The organism is Streptomyces sp. NBC_01520 (assembly GCF_045040375.1).
In the GTDB taxonomy this organism is placed as follows: Bacteria; Actinomycetota; Actinomycetes; order Streptomycetales; family Streptomycetaceae; genus Streptomyces.
Window position 1 is genome coordinate 4,061,138 of sequence record NZ_CP109404.1, and the last position, 18,119, is coordinate 4,079,256.

General features: G+C 68.8%; 13 protein-coding genes and 1 tRNA gene. 2 read left to right on the forward strand and 12 right to left on the reverse strand.

Translation table 11 applies throughout. The features are described 5' to 3' along the window. Positions 1-20: 20 nt before the first annotated feature. The 3 genes from OG524_RS18215 to OG524_RS18225 all read right to left on the reverse strand — a co-directional run bounded on the left by OG524_RS18215 (position 21) and on the right by OG524_RS18225 (position 3,608). Entirely contained in the window at positions 21-1,358 is a 1,338-nt protein-coding gene (locus tag OG524_RS18215; RefSeq protein WP_405811087.1) for a hypothetical protein, read from the reverse strand. After that, positions 1,355-3,256: a vWA domain-containing protein gene (locus OG524_RS18220; protein ID WP_405811089.1), complete on the reverse strand. Its 1,902-nt coding sequence runs from the start codon at positions 3,254-3,256 to the stop codon at positions 1,355-1,357. Before OG524_RS18220 ends, OG524_RS18215 begins: the two co-directional genes overlap by 4 nt. Before the next feature lie 217 nt (positions 3,257-3,473). Continuing rightward, positions 3,474-3,608, reverse strand: a complete 135-nt coding sequence (locus tag OG524_RS18225) for a DLW-39 family protein (protein ID WP_003958712.1) — start codon at positions 3,606-3,608, stop codon at positions 3,474-3,476. A gap of 281 nt (positions 3,609-3,889) precedes the next feature. Between OG524_RS18225 and OG524_RS18230 the strand changes: the two genes are divergently transcribed. Beyond that, complete coding sequence (locus OG524_RS18230) at positions 3,890-4,249, forward strand: DUF6344 domain-containing protein (RefSeq protein WP_405811091.1); 360 nt, start codon at positions 3,890-3,892, stop codon at positions 4,247-4,249. Between the two features lie 719 nt (positions 4,250-4,968). On the opposite strand, the gene OG524_RS18235 is transcribed toward OG524_RS18230, so the two are convergent. From OG524_RS18235 to dnaA, 9 genes are all read right to left on the reverse strand, one after another. Continuing rightward, positions 4,969-5,045, reverse strand: a tRNA-Ile gene (locus tag OG524_RS18235). A gap of 70 nt (positions 5,046-5,115) precedes the next feature. After that, positions 5,116-5,712, reverse strand: coding sequence for a DUF3566 domain-containing protein (locus OG524_RS18240; protein ID WP_405389769.1), 597 nt, complete (start codon positions 5,710-5,712; stop codon positions 5,116-5,118). Between the two features lie 93 nt (positions 5,713-5,805). Continuing rightward, positions 5,806-8,433 (reverse strand): DNA gyrase subunit A, encoded by a 2,628-nt coding sequence (gene gyrA / locus OG524_RS18245; protein ID WP_405389768.1) that lies wholly within the window; start codon positions 8,431-8,433, stop codon positions 5,806-5,808. Between the two features lie 46 nt (positions 8,434-8,479). Then, complete coding sequence (gene gyrB / locus OG524_RS18250; RefSeq protein ID WP_405389767.1) at positions 8,480-10,549, reverse strand: DNA topoisomerase (ATP-hydrolyzing) subunit B; 2,070 nt, start codon at positions 10,547-10,549, stop codon at positions 8,480-8,482. A 404-nt stretch (positions 10,550-10,953) separates the two neighbouring features. Continuing rightward, positions 10,954-11,523, reverse strand: coding sequence for a DUF721 domain-containing protein (locus OG524_RS18255; RefSeq protein ID WP_405389766.1), 570 nt, complete (start codon positions 11,521-11,523; stop codon positions 10,954-10,956). Continuing rightward, a complete protein-coding gene (gene recF, locus OG524_RS18260) occupies positions 11,520-12,650 on the reverse strand; it encodes a DNA replication/repair protein RecF (protein ID WP_405389765.1) in 1,131 nt (376 codons plus the stop codon). Before recF ends, OG524_RS18255 begins: the two co-directional genes overlap by 4 nt. A gap of 49 nt (positions 12,651-12,699) precedes the next feature. Continuing rightward, positions 12,700-13,578 carry a phosphogluconate dehydrogenase (NAD(+)-dependent, decarboxylating) gene (gene gnd / locus OG524_RS18265; protein WP_384494699.1) on the reverse strand — a complete coding sequence of 293 codons (879 nt, stop codon included), beginning with the start codon at positions 13,576-13,578 and terminating at the stop codon, positions 12,700-12,702. 131 nt (positions 13,579-13,709) lie between these two features. After that, entirely contained in the window at positions 13,710-14,840 is a 1,131-nt protein-coding gene (gene dnaN, locus OG524_RS18270) for a DNA polymerase III subunit beta (RefSeq protein WP_056793166.1), read from the reverse strand. 987 nt (positions 14,841-15,827) lie between these two features. Further along, positions 15,828-17,600, reverse strand: coding sequence for a chromosomal replication initiator protein DnaA (gene dnaA / locus OG524_RS18275; protein WP_405389764.1), 1,773 nt, complete (start codon positions 17,598-17,600; stop codon positions 15,828-15,830). A gap of 380 nt (positions 17,601-17,980) precedes the next feature. Here dnaA and rpmH point away from each other — a divergent pair, with 380 nt between their 5' ends. Then, positions 17,981-18,118: a 50S ribosomal protein L34 gene (gene rpmH / locus OG524_RS18280; protein WP_003967884.1), complete on the forward strand. Its 138-nt coding sequence runs from the start codon at positions 17,981-17,983 to the stop codon at positions 18,116-18,118. The last annotated feature ends 1 nt before the right edge of the window (position 18,119 follow it).

The window sequence follows — 18,119 nt, forward strand, 5'->3', positions numbered from 1 at the left end:
GGCGCGGCCCGCCGGACGGGCTACCAGGCCCGGGGCGGCCCGCCGAACGGCGGCTGCCCGTCCGCGACCGGTTGCACGGCGGCGGGTACGGCCCGGCGCCTCGCGAGCAGCGTCCACACCCCGAGTCCGAGCACCAGCACGGTTCCCGCGCCGATTCCCGCCGCGGCCACCATCTTCATCGTGTCGCTCTTGCCGGCCTCGAGCGCGCTCTGCCCGTTCTTGGCCATGTCCCTGTCGCTGTCGGTGACGCCGAAGATGCCGGTGTCCCCCTGATAGGGCGTCGTCCCGGCCTCGTTGACCACGTTGATCTTGAGCGTCAGCCCGATGGGCGTGTCCCCGTACTGCTCCGCGACCTTCGGACTCAGCGTCACCGACAGGTAGTACCAGCCGGCGAAGCGCATGGCGCTGACGGCCGAGGCCGAGTCGTAGCGGTTCTCGTACTTCACCGGGGGCAGCGGGTCCAGGGCCACGGACGTGGGCTTGCCCGCGTAGGACAGCGTCGCGTCGTCGACATGCCCGTGCGCCGGGTTGTCCAGCGCCACCGCCAGTGCGTTGCCGAGGAACTCGGTCGACTTGTTGTTGTTGCTGAGCGCCGCCGTGGCGAAGATCTGCTGGTCCCAGTCGACCGGAACCCGGTAGAAGCGCGTCTGGCCGGGCGCGACGGTGTCCACCCACTCGCCGGACTCCAGGCTCGTCGCGTCGTAGTAGCTGCTGCCGCCGGTCCGCTTCTGCTTCCCCGAAGGCGGGGTCGGCGAGGCGGAGGGCCAGTTCTCCGGCGCCTCGGTCGGGGGTGCGTCACCGCCCTTGAGCGCCGGCTCCGTCTCGACCCGCAGCTCCAGGTCCCACGGACCCGCAGCCGATGTGGCCTTGCTCTCCCGCTCGATCAGCACGTTGTAGGTGCCGGCCGCGCTGCACGTGGTGCTGTCCTTCTCCACGGTGCGGTGCGCGTACGCGGCGATCGGGCGCGGGAATTCCGCCGACTCGAAGATCGCGTCCTCGGAGCTGCACTGCGAGTCGTCGAGATCCCTGATACTGACCGTGACGCCGTCCCCGTAGGCGACCTGCCCGGCCGTCCCCGGCACGACCACCGCGGACACGTACGCATCGGTCTTGTCGTCGAGCTCCAGGCGGTAGTACAGCTTCTCGCCCACCCCGATCGAGCTCTTGTAGACCGCTCCGGGCTTCAGTTCGGACGCTTCGGCGTTCGTCTCCGCCCCCTGGACCTCCGTCGCCGCAGGATCGAAGGTGTAGGCCCCGGGGCCGTCGGCCGCATGCGCCTGTCCCGGCAGCACCGCCACCGCGCACATCGCCGCGAGCGACGCCAGCGTCACCCGGCCCCTGTTGCGCTGCCTGTTCACGCGCTTCCCCTCGTCGTCTGCGTGCCGGCCCTGCGGCGGCGGCTGCGTACGAAGACGAGCCCCGCGATCAAGGCGGCTGCCGCGCCCGCTCCGGCAGCGGTCGCGATGCCGGTCCATCCTGCCCCGCCCGTACCGCTGCTGTCTGCGGCCACAGCCGGATCACGGCTATTGCCCTGCTTCGCTCCGCCGTCGTTCTTCGCCAGTACGGGTGCTCCGTGCTGCGGACCCGCCAGCGCGTCGCCGAGGACCGCGACGCGCAGCACCACACCGATCCGCGGGTTCTCGGCGATCTCGGCCGCCTTCGCGCCCAGGGTCACCGCGATGTAGAAGTCCCCCTCGGCGTGCACCGGCCGGACCGAGGCCCCGGATTCGTAGCGGTTGGTCCATGCGACGGGCACGGAACCCATCGGGACGGCCGCGGGCCGCCCGTTGTACAGCGAGGTCGGGCTGAACTCACCGCCGCCCCCGACCGGGAACCGGGCCGGGGTGAACAGCCGCGTCGCCCCGTACGAGTACGTGGACGAGGTGCGCTCCACCGTGGGCTCGTTGGCGAACTCCACGGCGTAGCGGACCTGCTGGCCCCACCTGGCAGGGACCTTGTACCAAAGGGTCTGCGACGGCAGGATCCGGTCCCGCCACACCCCTCGGCCGAGCTGCCTGGCGTCGTTGAACCCGGTGCCGCCCCGGACATCGCGCGGATCCCCCGTCGGAAGCACGGCCTGCTCGCCGCCTTCGCCGTATCCGGGCCGCGACTGGGCGGGGGTGACCCCGTCGGACAGGGATGCCTCCACCCCGTACAACAGCTCCAGGGGCCAACGGGCCGAATCGGAGCCCTTCCTGCTCTGCCGCTCGACCACCAGCCAGTAGCGGCCCGCCTCGTCGCAACCACTGCCGCCGCCCTCGGAAGGGATCCGGGACACGGCCGAGGTGAGCGGGGTCGCGCCCTCCTCCTGGAGGAAGTGCGCGGTGTCCGTCCCGCAGGTGAACTCTCCGGTGCCGTAAGCCAGTCCGGTGCTCAGGGCGTCGAGGCCGTCGACGGCGGCGCCGGGCTGCGGGACGGCGGTCGCCGAGAGGTCCACGGTGGACACGGCGTCGAGGTCCAGGGCGTAGTACCGCTTCTCACCCGGCCCGATGGTGTCCAGGTACTGTCCGGGACGGATCGCGGGGGCCTGGTCCGGGGTGGTCCCTCCGTGGATCCGGTCACCCTTCAACCGGTAGCCGTCCGCGGAGAGTTGCGCCGACCTCTGCAACTGTCTGGCCAGCGCCTCGGCGTCCGGTGCGTCGTAGTAGCGCCCGTTGCCCGCCTCGGCGACACACTCCAGCTCCTCACGGGCCGCGCCCTTCACCTGGAAGCCCACGGTGTCGATCCGCAGCCCGACGGCCTCCCCGCCCAGCCGCTCGGCGACCTCGCAGGGCTCCGGCGTACCGCAGTTGTCCTCACCGTCGGAGATCAGGAGGATCGTGCGCGTCCCGATGGCGCCGTCCTGGGGCGCGGGAAGGTCCTCGGCCGCCTTCTCCAGGGACAGCCCGATCGGGGTGTCCCCCTTCGGCCGCACGCCCGCCACGGCCTTCTTCATGGCGGCCCTGTCCAGCTTCCGCACCGGCCGTACCAGCCGGGTGTCCGTGCAGCCCCGGGGCCGGTCGGCGCCGTACACCCGGAGGCCGGCCGGATAGCCGTCGGGCAGCGCGTCCACCACGGCGCCGACGGCCGTGCGCGCGCTCTCCATCCGGGTGCGGCCCGTGCCGTCGTCGGCGCCCATGGAACCCGAGGAGTCGAGCACCATGACGAGAGCACCGCTCCCCGAACCGTCCCGCCCGCCCTCGGCGCCCGGCCCCGCGGGTGCCGCCGCGGCGGGCGGCACCCCCACCACCAGGGCGAGCAGCGCCCCGCAGGTCATGAACCCCGCCGTCGCCCTACGGCAACGGTTCCCCGCCCTCTTCCGTGCCCTCACCGAAGCCCCCTCGGCCCGCAAATCCCAGCTACTTTGCTTACGCAAGCTAGCTATTTGCCGATGTGAACTCAAGGGCGCGGCCGTCACGGTCCCGCAACAGGAGTCCGGACAACGAGAAGCCCCGGCCGCTCAGCGACCGGGGCTCATAACAGACTGTTGCGTCTCACACACCCGAACCTGCGGGCACGGAGTCGGTCGCCTCCGTCCACAGATCCTGCTCGGCGCGATCCGCCTGGATCTGGCGGTACACGAGGAGCCCGCCGATGGCGGCCAGTGCGACCAGGAGAAGCTTCTTCACCGCGCGACCTCGTCTTTCCTTGGCGTAAGGGACTTCTGCCGCCCGACTATACACACCGACCGATACCGATCGGTGACCTCCCCGGGACCTCACCGGCGCCTCGATCGGGCCTTCACCCGGGCCGCCGGCCGCCCCCGGATCAGCTCGTCCGAGCCGGTTGAACCATAAGAGTGGTGTTCATCGGAAGATCGGCGCAGCGGGGGCGTCGCTCCCGGAATCCGGGGGCCATCTCCACATCATCGGAAAGGTAAGCAAACAGGACCACCTGAAAGCGAGGGGCCATGAGCACCTTCAGGGTCAAGAGCGTCTGGACCGCCTTCATCACCGCCTTCTTCGCACTTCTCGCGTCGCTGGGCCTCGCCACCGCCCAGGCCACGGCCGCGGAGCCGACGACCACGACCCAGGAGCACACGGGTGCGACCGCGGCAACCGCGACCACCCCGTCGGTGCGATGGACCCTTCCGCGTGACAGGGCACTGCCGCCCACGATGAAGCAGCGCATCCGCGCCGAGGCGCACGGATCCTCACCGGCCACCCGGCAACTGTCCGCCGACACGACCGACGCCTCGCACGCGACGAACAGCACCCGCTCCGCACACGGCGGCACTCCGGCCGGGGACTCGTCCCCACTGCCGCCCTGAGCGCCCTGAAAGCGCCTCACCCGACACACAGGGCCCCTGGTCCGGTTCACACCGGCAGGGGCCTTTTCCATGCCCCCGCGCCACCCCTGAACCGCCCTCAGCGGTACGGGGGCTCATCCTCATCCGGCCGATCACAGGGAGTCGTCGACGTCGGCCGACCGGCAGGAGGCCTCGGCCGACGTGGTCCGTCCAGGTCCGATGCCGACCGCTGCTGTACGCGCCTGTTGGTGTCAGACGTTGATGTCAGTTGTGCATCGCGGGCTCGACATTCATCGCAGGCCGGTCAGCGCATCACCGCTACTGCTCGCGCCTACGCGCTGCCCTGCGGTCCCGGGCCTGCCGGTTGTCGACCTTGATGGTCCGGATCTCTCTCCAGACACGGAGAGCGAAGCAACAAGCAAGGATTGCGACGCACACGCAGCCGATCACCAACGAGACGACTGAAGTCGTGTCGCGAAGGGTCACCCACGCTTCGATGCCCAGAAAAATGACTCCGAACTGGCCAAGCCGCCGTTTCACGATCCTCCTCCCTGGTCGGTCTCCTGTCGGAGACCGGGGAACATACACGCCCGACGAGGACGTCCACACCCAGGCGGTGGGCGACGGTGAGCGGGAAGCCGTGGCGATGCGCGCGGAACTTCCGGAAGTTCCGTTGATCGGCTGATGTCAGCCGTACATGCCGAAGGCCCCCCACCGTTTCCGGTAGGGGGCCTTCGTGCTGGTGGGGCTAACAGGATTTGAACCTGTGGCCTCATCCTTATCAGGGATGCGCTCTAACCAACTGAGCTATAGCCCCGCCGCGCTGTGCGCTGACTTCTGAAGATTAGCGCACGTCGGGGCCAGTCCCAAAATCGATACCCGGCGTCCTACTCGTCCTCGGCCAGAGTGAGCTCGACGCCACCCACGAAGCCGGCCGACAAGTTGTAGATGAACGCGCCCAGCGTGGCCAGTGCGGTGGCCAGCACCACATCGATCACCGCGATGACCGAGGTGAAGATGAGGACGCGCGGCAGGGACAGGAACGACTGCAGATCGAAGCCGTTGCTCTCGTTCGAACCGGTGGCCTCGCTGATGGTGCCGCCGACGGTGTCGAAGACGCCCATCGCGTCCATCACCATCCACAGCACCGCGGACGCCACCACCGTGCAGATGCCGAGCGCGATGGACAGCAGGAAGCTGACCTTCATCACCGACCACGGATCGGCCTTCGCCACCCGCAGCCGCGCCTTACGGGTACGCGGAGTGGTCCGCGCCCCCGTCCGGGGCAACCGGGTCGCCTGTACGCCGCCCACGCCCTGTGCTCCGCCCTGTGTGCCGCCACCCTGCGTACCGCCCGCGGGGGACGGGTACGCCTGAGGCGGGTGATAGGGCCCCGCCTGGCCCGTTGCGGGCTCGCGCTCACCGGGCAACGGCCCGGTCGCGTACCCCTCGTACTGGGGCTGAGGTCCCCGAGTGTCCGTCACAGTGCCCCCTTGGGAGTCCGTGGCAGGGCCACGGGCACCGTTCGCTCCAGCTCCGGAAGCGGCCGAACCGGCGCCCGTGGCTCCACTCACGCTCTACTCCTCGTGCTCCCCGGCCGAAGGCTCCGTGCCCTCGACCGTGCCCTCGACCACGTTCTCGGCATGGGCCTCGACCGTGTTGCCTTCGGCCTCGTCGGTCCCGTCGACCTCTTCGGCCTCGCGACCGGCCTCGGCGTTGCGCGCGATGCCGACGACGGCATCACGCTTGCCCAGATTGATCAGTTGGACGCCCATGGTGTCACGGCCCGTCTCCCTGACTTCATTGACTCGCGTACGAATCACACCGCCACCGAGCGTGATGGCGAGGATCTCGTCCGTCTCCTCGACCACCAGCGCGCCGACGAGCGATCCGCGGTCCTCCACGATCTTCGCGGCCTTGATGCCCAGACCGCCACGACCCTGGACCCGGTACTCGTCGACAACGGTCCGCTTCGCGTACCCGCCGTCGGTGGCAGTGAACACGAACGTACCGGGACGGACAACATTCATCGAGAGCAGCTCGTCGCCCTCGCGGAAGCTCATGCCCTTCACACCCGAGGTGGCACGGCCCATCGGGCGCAGCGCGTCGTCCGTCGCGGTGAACCTGATCGACTGGGCCTTCCTGCTGATGAGCAGCAGGTCGTCCTCGGCCGACACCAGTTCCGCGCCGATCAGCTCGTCGTCCGCGCCGCTCTCCGTCTCCCGGAGGTTGATCGCGATGACGCCACCGGAACGCGGGGAGTCGTAGTCCTTCAGCGAGGTCTTCTTCACCAGACCGCCCTTGGTCGCCAGGACCAGGTAGGGCGCCGCCTCGTAGTCACGGATCGCCAGGATCTGCGCGATCTGCTCGTCCGGCTGGAAGGCCAGCAGGTTCGCGACGTGCTGACCACGCGCGTCCCGGCCGGCGTCCGGCAGCTCGTAGGCCTTGGCCCGGTACACGCGGCCCTTGTTCGTGAAGAACAGCAGCCAGTGGTGCGTCGTCGACACGAAGAAGTGGTCGACGATGTCGTCTTCCTTGAGCTTCGTCCCGCGCACACCCTTGCCGCCGCGCTTCTGCGAACGGTAGTCGTCCGTCTTCGTGCGCTTCACATAGCCGCCGCGGGAGATCGTGACGACGATGTCCTCCTCGGCGATCAGGTCCTCGATGGACATGTCACCGTCGAAGGGAACCAGCTTGGAACGCCGGTCGTCGCCGAACTTCTCGACGATCGCCGCCAGCTCCTCGCTGACGATCTGACGCTGCCGCTCGGGCGACACCAGGATCGCGTTGTACTCGTTGATCTTCGCCTGGAGCTCGTCGTGCTCGGCGGTGATCTTCTGGTGCTCCAGCGCGGCCAGCCGGCGCAGCTGCATCTCCAGGATCGCGTTCGCCTGGATCTCGTCGATCTCCAGCAGGCCCATCAGGCCCTCGCGCGCGATCTCCACCGTGTTGCTGCGACGGATGAGTGCGATGACCTCGTCGATCGCGTCCAGCGCCTTGAGCAGACCGCGCAGGATGTGCGCCCGCTCCTCCGCCTTGCGCAGGCGGAACTTCGTACGCCGGACGATGACCTCGATCTGGTGCGTCACCCAGTGGCGGATGAACGCGTCGATCGACAGCGTGCGCGGCACCCCGTCGACGAGCGCCAGCATGTTCGCGCCGAAGTTCGTCTGCAGGTCGGTGTGCTTGTACAGGTTGTTCAGCACGACCTTGGCGACCGCGTCCCGCTTCAGCACGACCACCAGACGCTGGCCGGTGCGCGAGGACGTCTCGTCACGGACGTCCGCGATCCCGCCGACCTTGCCGTCCTTCACCAGGTCGGCGATCTTCTGCGCGAGGTTGTCGGGGTTGGTCTGGTACGGAAGCTCCGTGACCACCAGGCACTGACGGCCCTGGATCTCCTCGACCGCCACGACCGCACGCATCGTGATGGAGCCACGGCCCGTGCGGTACGCGTCCTCGATGCCCTTGCGGCCCACGACGAGCGCGCCCGTCGGGAAGTCCGGACCCTTGATGCGCTCGAGCAGCGCGTCCAGGAGCTCCTCGTGCGAAGCCTCCGGGTGCTCCAGGTACCACTGCGCACCGGCCGCGACCTCGCGGAGGTTGTGCGGCGGGATGTTGGTGGCCATACCGACCGCGATGCCCGCCGAACCGTTGATCAGCAGGTTCGGGAAGCGCGCCGGGAGGACCACCGGCTCCTGGTTGCGGCCGTCGTAGTTGTCCTTGAAATCGACGGTCTCCTCGTCGATGTCCCGGACCATCTCCATGGACAGCGGCATCATCTTGCACTCGGTGTACCGCATCGCCGCGGCCGGGTCGTTGCCCGGAGAACCGAAGTTGCCGTTGGAGTCCACCAGCGGCATGCGCATCGACCAGTGCTGCGCCAGTCGCACGAGCGCGTCGTAGATCGAGGAGTCGCCGTGCGGGTGGTACGTACCCATGACGTCACCGACGACACGGGCGCACTTGTAGAAGCCCTTCTCGGGCCGGTAGCCACCGTCGTACATCGCGTACAGCACCCGGCGGTGGACGGGCTTCAGACCGTCCCGTACGTCGGGCAGGGCGCGCGACACGATGACGGACATCGCGTAGTCGAGGTAGGAGCGCTGCATCTCCGTCTCGAGCCCCACGGGCTCGACACGCATGCCCACACCCGCGGCGGCGGGCTCCTCTTCGGGGGTCACAGGGGTGTTCTCGTCGGCCATTGCTGGTCAAAGTCCTTTCGAGCTGCGGCTTGCTTGTACGGCCGACTCAGATGTCGAGGAAGCGGACGTCCTTGGCATTGCGCTGGATGAACGAGCGCCGCGCCTCGACGTCCTCACCCATGAGCACCGAGAACAGGTCGTCGGCCTGCGCCGCGTCGTCCAGCGTGACCTGGCCGAGCACCCGGTGGTCGACGTCCATGGTCGTAATGCGCAGCTCCTCGGCGTTCATCTCGCCGAGACCCTTGAAGCGCTGGATCGAGTCTTCCTTGATCCGCTTGCCGTTCTGCTTGCCGAGCGCCACCAGGGCGTCGCGCTCCCGGTCGGAGTACGCGTACTCGAAGTCGTCCCGGCCCCACTTGATCTTGTAGAGCGGCGGGCGCGAGAGGTACACGTGCCCGGACTCGACCAGCGGCCGCATGAACCGGAACAGGAACGTCAGCAGCAGCGTGTTGATGTGCTGGCCGTCGACGTCGGCGTCCGCCATCAGAATGATCTTGTGATAGCGGAGCTTCTCGATGTCGAAGTCCTCGTGGACCCCGGTCCCGAAGGCCGAGATCAGCGCCTGGACCTCGGTGTTCTGCAGGATCTTGTCGATCCTGGCCTTCTCGACGTTCAGGATCTTGCCCCGGATGGGCAGGATCGCCTGGTACATCGGGTTACGGCCGGACTTCGCCGAGCCGCCGGCGGAGTCACCCTCGACGATGAAGATCTCGCACTTGGTGGGGTCGTTCGACTGGCAGTCGCTCAGTTTGCCGGGCAGCGAGGCGCTCTCCAGCAGCCCCTTGCGCCGGGTCAGGTCACGCGCCTTGCGGGCCGCGACACGCGCCGTGGAGGCCGCGATGCCCTTACGGATGATGTCGGCGGCCTCGTTGGGATTCCGGTCGAACCAGTCCGTCAGCTGCTCGTGGACGACCTTCTGCACGAAGGTCTTGGCCTCCGTGTTGCCCAGCTTGGTCTTCGTCTGGCCCTCGAACTGCGGCTCGCCCAGCTTCACCGAGATGATCGCCGTCAGGCCCTCGCGGACGTCCTCGCCCGTGAGGTTGTCGTCCTTCTCGCGCAGCAGCTTCTTGTCGCGCGCGTACCGGTTGACCAGGGAGGTCAGCGCCGCGCGGAAACCCTCCTCGTGCGTACCGCCCTCGTGCGTGTGGATCGCGTTGGCGAAGGAGTAGACCCCCTCCGTGTACTGCGTGTTCCACTGCATCGCGATCTCGGCCGAGAGGAGTCGCTCCTTGTCCTCGGCCTCGATGTCGATCACCGACTGGTGAATGACGTCGCCCTTACGGGAGTTCAGGTACTTCACGAAGTCGACGATGCCGTCCTCGTAGTGGTACGTGACCGTCCGGGTCGGCTCCTCGTCGGGAACCTCGACCGCGTCGACGCTGTCCGCGCCCGCCGTGGCCTTCGCCGACTCACGCTCGTCCGTGAGCTTGAGGGTGAGGCCCTTGTTGAGGAACGCCATCTCCTGGAAGCGGCGCGAAAGGGTCTCGAAGGAGTACTCGGTGGTCTCGAAGACGTCCCCGTCGGCCCAGAAGGTGACGGTCGTACCGGTCTCCTCGGTGGCCTCGTGACGGGCCAGCGGGGCAGTCGGGACACCGAGCTTGTAGTCCTGGGTCCAGCGGTGTCCGTCCGTCCTGACCTCTACGGCCACCCGCGTGGACAGGGCGTTGACGACGGACACACCGACACCGTGCAGACCGCCGGAGACGGCGTAGCCGCCGCCGCCGAACTTGCCGCCGGCGTGCAGGACCGTCAGGACGACCTCGACGGCCGGCTTGCCTTCGGACGGCACGATGCCGACCGGGATGCCGCGGCCGTTGTCGATCACGCGCACCCCGCCGTCGGCGAGGATCGTGACATCGATGGTGTCCGCGTGACCGGCCATCGCCTCGTCGACAGAGTTGTCGACAACCTCTTGCACGAGGTGGTGGAGGCCGCGCTCACCGGTGGAACCGATGTACATACCAGGTCGCTTGCGGACCGCGTCCAGGCCCTCGAGGACCGTGATGGCGCTGGCGTCGTACGAGGCGGTGACCTCGCCGTGCTCGCCGGCTGTGGACGGGTTGTTCTCGTTGGGGTTGCCGGAATCGGCCACGAAGCGCCCTTTCTGGCACAGCACAGGCCGTTCTCCGGGCAGGCGGGAGCGGCTGCGTCATTCGGCTTGTATCGACGACTCCCGCACGGAAGCGGGATTGTCCATCAGTCTACCGGTAGCGCCGACATGAATGGGTGTTTGCCGGTACCTGAGTCCGCATGTGCCGCCCTGAATGAGCGGCTGACGACTCCCCATATTCAGGATGGGGCTCCGGGAGGCTCACGACGGCATTGAGCGCTTCGGCCTGTCAACCTCTCGCTACGGTGAGGGACGCCTCACCCTCCCGGCCCGGAACGAAGCACCACATACCCCTGCATACGGGAAGCGTCGGACCGGTGCCGGAACGGGACAGAGGGGGACGTGAGGAACATCGGGAAACCCCGGGACCCGAACAGGCCCACGGGGTCGTGGAGCGGAAAAAGGCCTGCTCAGCCGTAGGTGTCGCCGGGGCCCCGGCTCCCAGGGGTCCGCAACGGACCGAACCTGCGCTGCGGACCACCCGGCCCCAGCACCTTGATCACGCGCACCGTGCCGTGTCCCAGGTCCGTGTTCAGCCGGGCCACCAACTGCGGCGCCAGCAGCCGCAGCTGCGTCGCCCACGCCGTCGAGTCGCACTGCACCGTCAGCACCCGCTCGGCCGGATCCTCGTCGTACCGCAGCGGCACACAGTGCTTGGCAAGATCGTCCCCGACGATCTGCGGCCACCGGCCCATCACGCCGCCCACCGCCGCCGGGGTCTCCCAGCCGCGTTCGGTGATCAGCCGGTTGATCGCCGATCCCAGGGGCAACGGGTCACGGCCGTCGGACCGTGCCCCGGACCGCAGACCGCCGCCCCGTCTGGCCTGCTTCCTCTGCTGGACCGCGGCGCCCCGCGCACGGGCCTGCTCCTTCGCCGCACGCAGTGCCACCCGCGCCAGGTCGACGCCCGACGCCTCGGGCGGCTTCGCCGCCCCGGACACCGGGTCCGAGGGCTCCCGGCCCGCTCCCGGCGCGCTCACAGCCGCTCCACCGCCCCCGCGGACACCGCGTAACGCGCGCCCGCCAGCACCCCCGGGACGTCGTCGTCCACCGCGGCCGTCACCAGCACCTGCTCGCCCGGCGCCACCAGCTCCGCCAGCCGTTCACGGCGGCGCGCGTCCAGCTCGGCGAACACGTCGTCCAGCACGAGCACCGGCTCGTTGCCCTCGGTGCGCAGCAGATCGTACGAGGCCAGCCGCAGCGCCAGCGCGTACGACCAGGACTCGCCGTGGCTCGCGTACCCCTTGGCCGGCATTCCGCGCAGTCCCAGCACCAGATCGTCACGGTGCGGGCCGACGAGGGTCACGCCCCGCTCGATCTCCTGCTTGCGGGCCTCGGCGAGCGCCGCCATCACCTGCTCGTACAGCTCGTCGCGGGTGCTGGCCGGCACCACGTCGGCGCCGATCGAGCTGCGGTAGTCCAGGGTGACCGGGCCACCGCCGGGAGCCACGTCCGCGTACGCCTTGTCCGCCAGCGGCTGCAGCGTGGCGACCAGGTCCAGCCGCTGCGCGAGCAGCTCCGCGCCCACGCGGCCCAGGTGCTGGTCCCACACGTCCAGGGTGGACAGGTCCATCGACCGGCCGCCGTGCCGGCGGGCCATCGCCGCGGACTTGAGCAGGGTGTTGCGCTGCTTCAGCACCCGTTCGTAGTCGGAGCGGACGCCCGCCATCCGCGGCGAACGCGCCGTGATCAGCTCGTCCAGGAAGCGTCTGCGCTCACCAGGGTCGCCCTTCACCAGGGCCAGGTCCTCGGGGGCGAACAGCACCGTCCGGACTATCCCCAGTACGTCGCGGGGCCTGACCTGCGAGGACCTGTTGATACGGGCACGATTCGCGCGGCCCGGGTTGAGCTCGAGCTCGATCAGCTGGGACCGCTCGCCCTGTGTGACCGCGGCCCTGACGACGGCACGCTCGGCGCCCATCCGGACCAGCGGGGCGTCGGACGACACCCGGTGGCTGCCGAGCGTCGCGAGATAGCCGACCGCCTCGACCAGGTTGGTCTTGCCCTGGCCGTTGGCACCCACGAACGCGGTGACGCCCGGGTCGAGAGGGACCTCGACCCGGGCGTACGAGCGGAAGTCGGCCAGCGAGAGATGCGTGACGTGCATGTTCGCCGACCTTCCCGACTCCGTGTTGCGTGTGGTGCTGTGCTGCCGCTTACTTCTTGTTCTCGACCGCGTGGCCGCCGAACTGGTTGCGCAGTGCGGCGATCATCTTCATCTGCGGGGAGTCGTCCTGCCGCGAGGCGAAGCGCGCGAACAGGGACGCGGTGATCGCCGGCAGCGGAACGGCGTTGTCGATGGCGGCCTCGACCGTCCACCGGCCCTCGCCGGAGTCCGCGGCGAAGCCGCGCAGCTTGTCGAGGTGCTCGTCGTCGTCCAGCGCGTTGACCGCCAGGTCGAGCAGCCAGGAACGGATGACCGTGCCCTCCTGCCAGGAGCGGAAGACCTCACGCACGTCCGTGACGGAGTCGACCTTCTCCAGCAGCTCCCAGCCCTCGGCGTAGGCCTGCATCATGGCGTACTCGATGCCGTTGTGGACCATCTTCGCGAAGTGGCCGGCACCGACCTTGCCCGCGTGGACGGAGCCGAAGTCACCCTCGGGCTTCAGCGCGTCGAAGATCGGCTGGACCTTCGCGACGTTCTCGGCGTCGCCGCCGTACATCAGGGCGTAGCCGTTCTCCAGGCCCCAGACGCCACCGGAGACGCCGCAGTCGACGAAGCCGATGCCCTTGATACCCAGCTCGACGGCGTGCTTCTCGTCGTCCGTCCAGCGGGAGTTCCCGCCGTCCACGACGATGTCGCCCGGGGAGAGCAGCTCGGCCAGCTCGTCGACGGTGGACTGGGTCGCGGCACCTGCAGGGACCATCACCCACACGACGCGGGGACCCTTGAGCTTGCCCACAAGCTCTTCGAGGCTGTGGACATCCGCGACGTCCGGGTTGCGGTCGTAACCGATGACGGTGTGGCCTGCGCGGCGGATGCGCTCACGCATGTTGCCGCCCATCTTGCCGAGGCCGACGAGACCGAGCTCCATCAGAGATTCCTTAAGCGTTGTGCCGATTCGTACCCAGGACCGAGCCTACGCCCGGGCCGGGGACAGTACGGCGGGCCTGCTCGGCACTGAGCACGCCCACCGGACTTGCCATGACAGGAAGCGACCGCGGATCAGCCCGAGAGCCGGACCGGCATGATCAGGTACTTGTACGCGTCGTCCGCCTCGGCGTCGACCGCGGGACGGCCACTGAGCAGGGCCGGCTTGGTGGACGTCGTGAAGGAGAGCTGGGCGACCGGGGAGTCGATCGCGCTGAGCCCGTCCAGCAGGAAGGTCGGGTTGAAGGCGATCGAGATGTCGTCGCCCTCCAGCACGGCGTCGACGCGCTCCACAGCCTGTGCGTCGTCGCTGGAACCGGCCTCCAGGATCAGCACGCCCTGCTCGAAGCTGAGCCGCACCGGGGTGTTCCGCTCGGCGACCAGGGCGACGCGCTTGACGGCCTCGACGAACGGGGCGGTCTCGATGACCGCCACCGAGTTGAACTCGGTGGGGAAGAGCGTGCGGTACTTCGGCAGGTCGCCCTCGAGCAGACGCGTCGTCGTACGACGGCCCGCACCCTCGAAACCGATGAGGCCCTCACCGGCACCGGCGCCGGACAGCGCGAGCGTCACCGTGTCACCGCTGGTCAGCGCCTTGGCGGTGTCCAGGAGCGTCTTGGCGGGCACCAGGGCCACGGCCGAGGCGTCCGGGTTCTCCGGCTTCCACAGGAACTCACGGACCGCGAAGCGGTAGCGGTCGGTGGAGGCGAGGGTGACGGTGTCGCCCTCGATCTCGATACGGACACCCGTCAGGACGGGCAGCGTGTCGTCGCGGCCGGCCGCGATGGCGACCTGGGCGGCGGCGGAGGCGAAGACCTCACCGGGGACGGTGCCCGTCGCGGTGGGCATCTGTGGCAGTGCCGGGTACTCCTCCACAGGCAGGGTGTGGAGGGTGAACCGCGAGGAGCCGCAGACCACCGTGGCCCGTACACCGTCGGTGGAGATCTCCACCGGGCGGTTCGGAAGGGCGCGGCAGATGTCGGCGAGCAGCCGGCCGGAGACCAGCACCGTGCCGTCCTCCTCGACCTCGGCGTCCACCGAGACCTTGGCCGAGACCTCGTAGTCGAAGCTCGAGAAGCTGAGGGCACCGTCCTCAGCCTTCAGCAGAAGGCCCGCGAGAACGGGCGCCGGCGGACGGGCCGGGAGGCTGCGGGCCACCCAGGCCACCGCCTCCGCGAGTACATCGCGCTCCACCCGGATCTTCACCGGAACCGCCTCCTGCTGTTGCTCGCTCGCCCTGCTGGCCTTCGTCGTCTGGTCGGGGTCTCCCCGCCGAAGAGCTGGGGAGGCCGCCGGGGTCCAGTCTGACGTACGGCGCCGACACTCGTTGCTGCTCGGGGTCAAGTCGCGCCAAGAGGTTCGCGGAGCTCGCCACTCAAGTTGTGCACAGGCCCCACTTCGAAGCGGATTCCTGGCTAACTCTGAGTGGTAGTAGTAGTAGGCCCTGTGGAAACCGTGGATAACGCCATTTTCGCAGGTCAGAGGCGGTTTTTTGTCCACCGACCCTGTGGGTGACACCGGTGGACAACCAGGCGTTTCTGTGGACACACGAAAGTTCTGCACACCCGATGCACAGGCGGGGGCTACTTCTCCCCAGGGCTGTCCCCAGCTTTACCCACGTTCCCCACAGCTCAACCAGGGGTCCTGGTGTGACGCCTTTCACTCTCGGCAGTGAAAGGCGGCGTTGGGTTGCCGAACAGTGGACAGTCCTGTGGGGAACCAGGGAAAAGCTGGGGACAACGCGGTCCAGCCTGTGGGCCGCCAGTGGACAACGCCGATGCACTCCTGTGGACCAAAAGTTTGTCCACAGGCTGTGGATTGTCGTTGACCACAAATCCCCAGGCATGTGACCTGGCCTGATGGAGTATCGGCAGCGGCACCTGTGGATGCAATCTGGACAACTTCCCAGTCCCCAGGCTGTGGACGCCCATTTCCTCGCCCATCTGTGGAGAAGAGGCCTGTCGAGGCCCGTATTCGAACAGTCGATGTGCTCCGTGAGGGGCCGACCGTGCTCGGAAAGGGCCCGCAAAGACCGTTCGGACGCCTCGCAGACCTGCCGAAGGACCCGTTTCCAGGGCGGCCGGGTGCGCGCACAAGGGCGCTGTGGGAAGCGGAAAGGCGCCTCCGAGGACGTGTGAAGTCCTCGGAGGCGCCTTGTCCGTGCGTGGTTCGGAGAGTGGCCGTACCGGCCCGTCAGCCGTTCTTGATGCGGTTGGTGAGCTCGGTGACCTGGTTGTAGATGGAGCGCCGCTCGGCCATCAGCGCACGGATCTTCCGGTCGGCGTGCATCACCGTCGTATGGTCGCGCCCGCCGAACTGCGCGCCGATCTTCGGCAGGGAGAGGTCCGTCAGCTCGCGGCACAGATACATGGCGATCTGGCGCGCCGTCACCAGGACGCGGCTGCGCGAGGATCCGCAGAGGTCCTCGACCGTCAGCCCGAAGTAGTCGGCGGTCGCCGCCATGATGGCCGGTGCGGTGATCTCGGGGGCGGAGTCCTCCCCGCCGGGGATCAGGTCCTTGAGCACGATCTCGGTCAGCCCGAGGTCCACCGGCTGCCGGTTCAGACTGGCAAAGGCGGTGACGCGGATGAGCGCGCCCTCGAGCTCACGGATGTTGCGCGAGATCCGGGACGCGATGAACTCGAGTACCTCGGGCGGGGCGTTGAGCTGCTCCTGCACGGCCTTCTTGCGGAGGATCGCGATACGCGTCTCCAGCTCGGGCGGCTGCACGTCGGTGGTGAGACCCCACTCGAACCGGTTGCGCAGCCGGTCCTCCAGCGTCACCAGCTGCTTCGGCGGCCGGTCGGAGGACAGCACGATCTGCTTGTTGGCGTTGTGGAGCGTGTTGAACGTGTGGAAGAACTCCTCCTGCGTCGATTCCTTGCTCGCCAGGAACTGGATGTCGTCGACCAGGAGGATGTCCACGTCGCGGTACCGCTTGCGGAAGGTGTCGCCCTTGCCGTCGCGGATCGAGTTGATGAACTCGTTGGTGAACTCCTCGGAGCTCACGTACCGGACCCGGGTGCCCGGGTAGAGGCTCCGCGCGTAGTGCCCGATGGCATGGAGCAGGTGGGTCTTGCCGAGCCCCGACTCCCCGTAGATGAACAGGGGGTTGTACGCCTTCGCGGGTGCCTCGGCGACGGCGACGGCCGCGGCGTGCGCGAAGCGGTTGGAAGCCCCGATGACGAAGGTGTCGAAGAGGTACTTCGGATTCAGCCGGGCGTGCGGCTCACCGGGGCCGGGCGCCGAGGGCGACGGAGCGCCCATCGGGCCGCCGCCGGCACGGCCGGTGCCCGGACCGACCTGCCGGTGCTGGGGCTGCTGGTCCTGAAGGTCGTGGCGGTCGCGCCCGTCACGCGGCTGGTCGTAGCCCTGGTGCTCGGGCTGCTGCGGCCGGTAGTCGTGCTGCGGCTGCTGGGGCCGTGTGCTCGCGTACGGGTCGCGGTCCTGGTACCCGCCGTGCCGGGGCTGCCACAGATCCTCCTGCGCCCGGGGCCAGGCGCCGGGTTCGGGTCGCTGCTGCTGGTAGTCCGGGTAGGCGGGACGGGCCGTCGGCATGCCGTCGTCGGAGGGCCGGTGGCCGTATCCGTCGTAGGCGTCGTGGTGCGGGGGCTCGTCGCGCGGCGGTCCCTGGTAGCGGTGGGCCTGCTGACCCTGGTGCATGGGGGGTGCGGGCGGGGCGGGGGGCTCGGCGGCGGAGTCGTCGACCGTGATCGCGATCCGGATCGGCCGGCCGCACTCACGGGTGAGCGTCTCGCTGATGAGCGGCGCGAGCCGGCCCTCCAGGACGCGCTTGCCCCACTCGTTGGGAACGGCCAGCAGGGCGGTGTCGGCGACGAGTGCCAGCGGCTGGCAGCGCTCGATCCACTGCTTGTCCTTCGGCTCGATGCCCTGTTGGCCCTCCCCGAGGAGTTGTTCCAGCACTCGTGGCCACACTGCGGCAAGATCGGCAGGTACGTCAGCCACAAGGCACGCTCTCTCGCATGTCCCACGAATGTGTGCTTCTCGGGACGGGATGGGTCGGGTCGGGTGAGGCCCGGCAGGTGGGAAGGAAAAGAACCGGAGTTCAGCCACGGTAGTCAGGCCGACCCGCGCGGTTCAAGTTGTTGTCCACAGGCTGTGTACAGCACGGGGCGGCGCGGAGCCGGTTTGACCGAATGACGCCGCCGCGCGTACCGTGACCAGGTCGAGTTGTCGATGGCTGCTGCCGCCTGCCTCCGATGGGCAAACATCACGATCTGTGATTGTGAAGCGGTGCACTAGGGCGTTTACGCGAGTTCCTCGTGGGCGCACGGTGACAGCCAGGCGATGTCCCGCCAACACACAATCATTTCTGGAGCCCCCGAGTGAGCAAGCGCACCTTCCAGCCGAACAACCGTCGTCGCGCCAAGACCCACGGCTTCCGGCTGCGTATGCGTACCCGTGCCGGCCGCGCGATTCTCGCGAACCGCCGTGGCAAGGGCCGCAGCAGCCTGTCCGCCTGAT

Coding starts and splice junctions, on each gene's coding strand:
- OG524_RS18220 (WP_405811089.1), bottom strand. CDS start 3,256: ATGACCTGCGGGGCGCTGCTCGCCCTGGTGGTGGGGGTGCCGCCCGCC.
- OG524_RS18230 (WP_405811091.1), top strand. CDS start 3,890: ATGAGCACCTTCAGGGTCAAGAGCGTCTGGACCGCCTTCATCACCGCC.
- gyrA (WP_405389768.1), bottom strand. CDS start 8,433: ATGGCCGACGAGAACACCCCTGTGACCCCCGAAGAGGAGCCCGCCGCC.
- recF (WP_405389765.1), bottom strand. CDS start 12,650: ATGCACGTCACGCATCTCTCGCTGGCCGACTTCCGCTCGTACGCCCGG.
- gnd (WP_384494699.1), bottom strand. CDS start 13,578: ATGGAGCTCGGTCTCGTCGGCCTCGGCAAGATGGGCGGCAACATGCGT.